General features: G+C 28.0%; 4 protein-coding genes and 1 pseudogene. All 5 read left to right on the forward strand.

What is annotated here, in order from left to right; translation table 11 throughout:
• Positions 1-160 precede the first annotated feature (160 nt).
• On the forward strand, positions 161-1,750 hold the full coding sequence (locus tag ACJJVY_RS00085) for a hypothetical protein (RefSeq protein WP_405603889.1): 1,590 nt from the start codon (positions 161-163) through the stop codon (positions 1,748-1,750).
• Between the two features lie 142 nt (positions 1,751-1,892).
• The gene (locus ACJJVY_RS00090) at positions 1,893-2,942 is read left to right on the forward strand and encodes a hypothetical protein (protein WP_405603891.1); all 1,050 of its coding nucleotides are present in this window, start codon (positions 1,893-1,895) and stop codon (positions 2,940-2,942) included.
• A 170-nt stretch (positions 2,943-3,112) separates the two neighbouring features.
• Positions 3,113-4,204: pseudogene (locus tag ACJJVY_RS00095) on the forward strand (SAVED domain-containing protein).
• A complete protein-coding gene (locus tag ACJJVY_RS00100; RefSeq protein WP_405603893.1) occupies positions 4,204-5,520 on the forward strand; it encodes a cyclic GMP-AMP synthase DncV-like nucleotidyltransferase in 1,317 nt (438 codons plus the stop codon). The pseudogene ACJJVY_RS00095 and the gene ACJJVY_RS00100 overlap by 1 nt, the downstream one beginning before the upstream one ends.
• Positions 5,521-5,690: 170 nt before the next feature.
• Complete coding sequence (locus tag ACJJVY_RS00105) at positions 5,691-6,083, forward strand: hypothetical protein (protein ID WP_405603895.1); 393 nt, start codon at positions 5,691-5,693, stop codon at positions 6,081-6,083.
• Positions 6,084-6,357: the final 274 nt, after the last annotated feature.

The raw sequence follows: 6,357 nt of genomic DNA on the forward strand, positions 1-6,357 counted from the left end.
AATGCAATTAATTTATACAACGAAATAAGATTACACTTATCTTTAGGTTATAAAACACCGAATATGGTATATAAATTATCAGCTTAAAAATAAATTTTAACCTGTAGCCATATTTCAGGACGAGACACAAGGCAAAAACCAATCTGAACTAATAAAAAAAATGGAAAAAGACTATTTCCTTTTAGAGGACAAAAAGAAGGAAATTGAATCTAAGTTCTTAATCAAAAACGGTTGGTTAAAAATATATGAAGACGATTCTAAAGACTTTGACGATTCTGCTGGAATATATTGCTGTCTAATATCAAACGACAAAGTTGAGAAATACAGCGAGGACTATAATTGGCCACTTTCTATGGGAAGTGAAGGAAAACCATCTGTTTATGGAGATAATACATATAAATCCAATGACGAAGAAGGTTTAGAACCTTTTTTACTTTACAAAAATTTTTCATTACAGGAAACTTCAATAAAGTATATAGATGTAGCGGAAGAATTTGTTCTTTACTTTCGACTTTACGAAAAAGGAAATGACAAACAAAACCGCACATTTTATTATGTTAGCGATTATGGAGAATTGGACGAAGTACTTACTATTGAGCCAAAATTGATTAAAGTTAAAATCAAGTATTTGAGGGAATATATCACAATGAGAGATATGAACTTTGTGGTTTGCTATGATTTTATGAGATTGCAAAAAGAAATTCCTTCAGATTGGAACATCAAACACAAGGATGAACTAATAAAAGAAAACGACTTTATTTACAGTCATTTAATTAGAAATGTATCCGACAAAACTCAAAGTTGGGTAATGGGAAAAGTATTCATTAAACCAAATGACATAAAAAAATCGCATTTTGACTTCGGAGAATCAAAAAACGAAAGTTTCATAACTGAAATCGATGATGAGGGGGAATTAATTTATGAAGATTGCGGAGAAAAGGACGGAAATCATTTTAAAGTTACCTATTTCAAAAAAGAAGTTTTAAACAAATATTACAATGAACCAAACAAATATCAAGTTGATGGATTTAGCGTTGGTTCAAAATTTTTTAGATTAAAAATAGATAATAATGTAGATGAGTATATTCCAGTATTTCTTACTAATTTAAGGATGCTTCCAGAATTGGAACAACTTCATTGGAAACAATACAATATTCCGCCAAAAGAAGGAATGAATATCAGCCAAACTTATTATAGGACAATGATAGAAGGAGAATGGGCGGAGCAACCTGAAACGGTTGATTTATTTTTTAAATCAAAATATAAGAGTTTTAATAAAAAGTGGGAAGATAAATTTGGTTGGAAATTATATAAACCTTTATCGAAAACTGATGAATATCTATTTACAGCATTACATAAAATAACATCCAACAATGTCAAAGCATTTTGTGAGCAAACATTGACTATTGTAAAACTAACAGTTGACAGATTAAATGAAAAAGAGTTAACCAAAGATTTAGATTCAAAAGTTAAAGGTAGTATTACGAAATTTGAAAAATTTTTAGAATCTAAAGGAATGAATATTCCTGATATGTTTGAGTTTTTAAGAAACCTTCAAAATTTGAGGTCTGGATTAATTGCTCACACATTTAGTGAATCAAATAAGGATTATAAAAAAGCACTGAAATATTTCGGAATTGAAAGTGATAATTATGTTAAGGTTATGGAAGTAATATTTGTTAAATCTTTATATACTTTCAATACTTTAGAAACATATTTTGAATTAAACAAGGAAAAGCCCAGTGGCTAACACCGTATATAATTTATTGCTGGCTTATTGCTTACTTACGAAAGTCCTCGCGGACTTTCTTGGTCGGTAATTATTTACTAAATTAGGTGCTTAAAACACGCAACAAACCATATACAACAACGTTGGGCACAATAATGAAAAAATGAGTTATGAAATAATTAACAACATCACAGGACAATTTCTTTTAAGTTCAGATATTAATAAAAGTACTCTTAAGAAATTACTCAAGCATTCAAATCTGAATTCTATTCAATTTAGCGAACCAGTAACTGACAATAATGTATGGGTTAATATCAAGGAAATAATATTCCAACGAAAACCAGAATTGGAATTATACGTTTATTCAAATCATAATAAACCTTGGGATTTGTCATTTTTAGAATTATTTCCCAATCTTAAAGCTTTCGGAGTCAGCGGTTATATGGAATGCTCAAATATTAATTCAATTGGCAGTCTTAATAACTTAAAATCACTATCAATCAATATTTACAACTTAGAAAATATTGATTTTTTGGACAAGATTAATTCTTCTTTAAAATCACTAATTTTAGGCAACACTAAATCAAAAAAATTTGACATATCAATTTTATCAAGATTTGATAATTTAGTAAATTTATCAGTTTGGGGCCATAAACGAGGTGTCGAAGAAATTTCTAAATTATCCTCTTTAGAGAAACTTCAACTTTCTGTTAATCTCGAAAATTTAGATTTCATTTCGCATCTGGACAAATTACGGTCTGTCAAATTGAGTTTTAGTGAAATTAAAAATCTAAATGCATTAACTAAATTAAAGTCCCTTAAATATCTTGATATTTATCAGTTGAGGAAATTAAGCAATATTGAATTTATTTCAGAGTTAAAAAGTCTTAAATACCTTGTATTGGCTAATTTACCAAACATTGTGAATCTTCCTGATTTTAGTCTTAATAAGCAATTAAGAAGAATTGATTTTGAAAATTTGAAAGGATTAACAAATTTAAAGAGTATAGAATTTGCAGAAGTTCTAGAAGAATTTCGATTTGTGAATTGTAGTCACTTACAGCCTGATGACTTACTTCCTGTTTTAAGGAATAAGTCCATAAAGGATGCAATAGCAGGTTTTGGGAGTAATATAAAGAATAATAAATTTGACCAACTTAAGACTGAATTCGGAATGAAAAAACATAATTGGAATGAATTTATATTTAAGTAAATTACTATGCCCAACACCGTGTATAATTAATTGCTGCTTTTAGCTCACTTGGAAAATCCTTCGGATTTTCGCCGTTCGTGATTTATTTAGTAGATTAGTTGCTTAAACACGCAACTAATCATAACACAAACACGTTGTGTGTAATGCAAAAAATGAACTTACATCTATAAATGAAGGAAATTACATTAAAAATTTTATCCATTCTAAGACCATCAATTGAAAAGTGGATTGTTAGAACAATAATAACTGCAGGAGTTTTATTAATCACTAATGGAGTTCAGGGTTTCTCTTGGGTAGTCGAATTATTTCTTCGTATTTTAAAAATTGAAAGCAAAAATAAATTTGGTGTAGATTATTCAATTGATTCTATAAATTGGGTATCAGTTATAATTGGATTGTGTTTAATTATATCAGGTTTACTACTACATAATTGGTATAAGAATTCTGAATTAAAATTAAAAAAATCTAAAAAACTATTTATTTCTATTATTCATAAATCGATTGATGATTTCATTAGTCCTGACTATTCAAAAATAGACAATTTAAATACTGAAAATATTGAAATTAAGGAAATTGAAATAGACCAAACAATGATATACAAAAATGGAAATCTTGAATATCCTGAGGCTTCATTATTATACCAAAATGATATATTATCAAAAATAAAAGCTTTAACAAATAATATTAGTGACTTTGAAATAGCATATTTTGGTTTAGCTCATATTCCACTTATTTGGAACTTGGGAACTACAATTGCAGATAAATTTTATATAAACTATTATGAATTTGATAGACATTCTACAACTTGGAAACAATTAATTGAGACATCGAATACTAATGAAAATTTATTAAGCTAAGAAACTATTAATAACAACAATGCAAGTAATAATGCAGTAATAAAAATTGAAATCAGCTTTGATATTCAAGATGCAGAAATTTGGCAAGTAGTTAATCATTCAAAATATTTTTCTACTATAAAACTAAATTCAATAGGTCTTGATAAAATTAAAAATTTAAATCAAATTGAAACTTTGACAAAACGCTTTAGAAGTGAAGTTGACCAAATTATTAAAGATTCAAGCATAGAAAATATTCACATTTTTTATTCTGGACCAGCTTCTCTTTCATTGGCGTTAAGTAGAAAAATAAGTAAAAGAACTGACCCAAATTATATAATATATAACTACACACGAAATACAATTCCCAAATATAAATGGTCGGTCAAAATATCAAATAATAATCCAGAAATTTTAAAGTATTAATGTTCAATTATAATTCAAATCTTAATCAATTTTACAATGATAAAGTTAGATTAAAAGACACTGATAAATCCTTAATACGTGGATATAAAGACAAAAATATTAATAGAATAATATCTGGTATTAATATAATTAATCAAGAAGAAAATAAGTCATACCCAATTCCATCATTTATAGAACAAGGAAGTATTGCTATGAGCACTACAAATCAATCTGAAGATAATGATTATGATATTGATGTAGCGGTTATATTTCCTAAAAATTCAATTTTCAACAATCCACTTGAAGCAAGAAAATTTGTTGCAAAAGCATTGAATAAAAATACAGCAAATTTTAGTAAACCTGCAGAAGCAAGAACAAATGCTGTTACAGTTTGGTATAGTGAAGGATATCATGTGGATTTTGCAGTTTACAGAACTTTTGAAGAGTATTTTCAAGTTAAATATGAGCACGCAAGCACAGAATGGTTAGATAGGAATCCCAAAGCTATAACTGAATGGTTTTTAAATAAGGTATCTTCTTTAAGTCCAAATAATAATTTTTCAACAGTTGAAAAATCACAATTACGCAAGATTGTGAGACTTTTAAAAAGGTTTAGTAAATCTAGATTAAACTGGAATTTACCTGGAGGGTTTATTTTATCCATCCTAGCTATTGAATGTTATGTACCCAACACGACAAAAGATGATATCTCATTTATTCAAACACTATCAAAAATCTGTAATAGACTAAAAAATAATAGAAAAATTTATAATCCTGTGAATTATCAAATTGAGCTAACGCTCAATAAAAGTCTGCAACATCAACTTACCAGATTAAGTGAAAAATTAGATAGATTTATGTCTAAATCTGAAGTTCTATATTTAAATGATTGTAATGAAGAAAAAGCAAGTAGCTTTTACAAATGGATTTTTAATATTCAAGCAGAAGATAAAACACTTAGTTATATAAAAGAATATTCGCTAACTGAACAAAGTGCTTTTAATGTATCAGTTCATCGTGGCAAAACATTTGGAGCAATAATGCAAAACATTCCAAGCGGTAAACTTAAAATTCATAAAAAATTATGGATTAAATTTACTTTAGTTAGTAATGTTGAACCACCTTTTGACATAAAATGGATTGTAGAAAATGATGGAGATGAAGCAAAAGCTGTTCCTGATTTAGGACATGAATCATGGGATTATAATTGTACACGTCAAACTAACACACATTGGGAAAGAACTGCATATAAAGGAATTCATAAATTAAATGCAGAAATATATAAATCTGGAATAAAAGTAGAAACGAAAAAATTTGAAGTTAAAATTATAAAATAGAAAACACTACACACAACACCGTATATAATTTATTGCTGGCTTTTTGCATACTTACGAAAGTCCTCGCGGACTTTCTTGGTAGGTAATTATTTACTAAATTAGTTGCTTAAAGCACGCAACAAACCATATACAAAACCGTTGGCAACAATATCCGAACGAAATGCAAAAAAATGAGAAACATAATACTTCTGACTATAATATTGACTTTCACATCTCAATTGAAAGCACAAAATTATGATTTACCACCAAATCCAAAAGCTGGAAAATGTTACGAAAGATGCTTTGATTATGAAAAGAAATTTGAATGGAAAGAAGTTGATTGCGAAAAAATAAAAGCGGAAAGGAATAAAGAAAAAACTAAAGAGGAACTTATAAAAATTGAGCAGAATAAACTCAAAATGAAAAAGTACCAAGAGAAATTAAAGGAATTTGGATACGAAGTTGATATTAATGGGATTGCTGACAATAAAACAATTCTTGCACATCACAAATATTTGAAAAAAAAGAAAAAAGAAGAAAAACAGAAACCAAAAGCTGAAAAAAGAAAAGCAAAATCGGAATAAAAATACTGTTGCCAACAATGCATATATTTTATTGCTAGGTTCTAGCCTGCTTACGAAAGTCCTCGCGGACTTTATATTCGGTTTTTATTTACTAACTTAGTAACTTAATCACGCAACAAACCATATACTAAACCGTTGTGCGTAATCTTGACCCGTCCTGAATAAAGGCTACATAATTTTAAACATTATGTACAAAAATGACAAAGTAATTAGACGGTATTCAGAACCTTTTAAACTAAAAATTCTTGATGAACTCAGTAAAGGTAAACACACA

Origin of the sequence: Polaribacter sp. Asnod1-A03 (assembly GCF_045063585.1) — a bacterium.
Lineage (GTDB): Bacteria > Bacteroidota > Bacteroidia > Flavobacteriales > Flavobacteriaceae > Polaribacter.